Raw genomic sequence first — 1,934 nt, 5'->3', positions numbered from 1 at the left:
CCTTCCCGAAAGAAAGAATTCCGAACTACTCTTCCCCGAACTTTTGGAGACATAGAGGCCTATGCCCAACGTAATGGTAAAAAACATGATTATGATGGCATAATCCAGTAGTTGTAATGTAATCATGATTGTGGTATGGAAAGGTTGGAAAAAGGAAATAGCTGTTTTCCGTATTGCAAAAGAATGGGCAGGGAGCAGCCCCTGCCCGCCTTCATCAACTAACTCAACAACTAAAAACTAACTATTCAAAACTAGGCTCGGATGCTCCTCTGTGTCCATTGACATCAAAACCAAGCAATCCGTTCCTATGCGTTTTGGCAAATTTGCTTCTGTCTACCCAAATGTTCAACTTCAAGCTCGACAATATCATTCACCTTTAGGTACACCTGCGGCTTCTGGCCCATGCCAACACCTGGGGGAGTCCCCGTAAGAATCAGGTCCCCCTCTTCCAAAGTCATGAACTGGGATAGGTAATGAACAATGAAATGGACAGAAAAAATCATGTTGTCGGTATTGCCCGATTGCATAAGCTGACCATTTACCCATAGTTTCATGTCCAGATCTTGGGGATTTTCAATGCGGTCCGCGTCCAACAAAAAGGGTCCTATGGGCGTAAAATTGTCTGATGATTTGCCTTTTGTCCATTGGCCACCTCTTTCCAATTGGAAAGCCCTTTCAGAAACATCGTTGGCCAAACAATAGCCTGCAATACACTCCTTGGATGCCTCTATCGAATCCAGATATCTGGCCTTTTTACCAATGACCACTCCCAGTTCCACCTCCCAGTCGGTCTTTTCACTTCCCCTGGGGATCAAAATGGGGTCGTAGGGCCCGACCACGGTATTGCTCCCTTTTTGAAAGATGATTGGCTCCGTAGGAATCGGCATCCCTGCCTCTTTGGCGTGGTCCGAGTAATTCAATCCTATGCACATCACCTTTCCCGGCCTTGCCATTGGGGCTCCCCATCGTTCTTCTTCCCTTACCAATGGTAAATCTTCCCCTCTGGAGAGCAATTCCTTCACCTGGGCAGGGCCATCGGCCGCAAAAAAATCCCTATCAAAATCCTTAAAGTAGGCCGATAGGCTGTATCGTTTATCATTTCTCAATACTCCTGGCTTCTCCATTCCCACCTTCCCGTATCGTATCAATTTCATATCGAATATATTTTGTTGTTTAAAAAATAATGGCGTTCCCGTCGCACGTTCATTGTCTGTGTCGATCGGGGATATCTTTAAAAATCCCGATAATCCCCTGACAAGTATTGGTTGGCCTTTTCTTCCTTGAACCGTGCCGCTTCCGCATCCCAATGCAAGGTCTCCCCGGGGAAACGGCCAGCAATGGTGCCCAGCAAAATGGTCTCGGTCAACCGTGCCCCATAATCGAAAGGTGCCGTAGTGGTGGCCTTGCCCAAGCAGGCATCCACAAACTGGTGGTAGTGCTTCGGACCTTCGGTGTCGTAGTTCCGGATGGGCTCGCCCATGTTGTTGGCCACCGATACCTTGGCGATCTCCTTGGAGATGTCCACATATTTGCCCTTCACGATCTTTTTGGGCAACTGCATGAAGTGGGGAAGCAACAACCTGCCTTTTTCCCCAACGAACATGGCACCCTGTTCAGGCAATTCTCCCTCTCCGGCCACTTTGGCGTCGAGCGACATCTTATCGGCTATACTCTCCTCTTTTTTCGGTTTTGTGTCCACTGTCTTCTTAGCACCGGGCAAAACCAAATCTTCATGCAGACCAGGAACACCAGGGCCATCATACCAAATCCACTTGAAGGATTGTGAGGTATAAGGAGTACTTGGAAATTCGTAGGTAACCACATTGTTTTCCGGGTAACTGAATCCATTGGAGGGCCTACACTCTGTGGTTATGGTGGTCGGCACGTCCAATTGCAAGGCATTGTAAGGGGTGTCAAAAATATGCACGCCCATA

At 47.9% G+C, this 1,934-nt stretch carries 1 protein-coding gene and 1 pseudogene; both read right to left on the bottom strand.

Translation table 11 applies throughout. The annotated features are described in order from the left end of the window. Positions 1-305: 305 nt before the first annotated feature. On the bottom strand, positions 306-1,154 hold the full coding sequence (locus FOT42_RS17865) for a fumarylacetoacetate hydrolase family protein (RefSeq protein ID WP_151891792.1): 849 nt from the start codon (positions 1,152-1,154) through the stop codon (positions 306-308). A 77-nt stretch (positions 1,155-1,231) separates the two neighbouring features. Next, positions 1,232-1,934, bottom strand: a pseudogene (locus tag FOT42_RS17860) (gfo/Idh/MocA family oxidoreductase); the annotation flags it as partial.

The sequence above is a fragment of the Flagellimonas hadalis genome (genome assembly GCF_007785775.2).
Classification (GTDB): Bacteria; Bacteroidota; Bacteroidia; order Flavobacteriales; family Flavobacteriaceae; genus Flagellimonas; species Flagellimonas hadalis.
The sequence above is the reverse complement of the archived record's forward strand: the minus strand, read 5'-3'. Positions and strand labels throughout refer to the sequence as shown.

Bases quoted from the DNA above. Each gene is read 5' to 3' on its own strand.
- FOT42_RS17865 (WP_151891792.1), bottom strand. From the start codon at position 1,154: ATGAAATTGATACGATACGGGAAGGTGGGAATGGAGAAGCCAGGAGTA.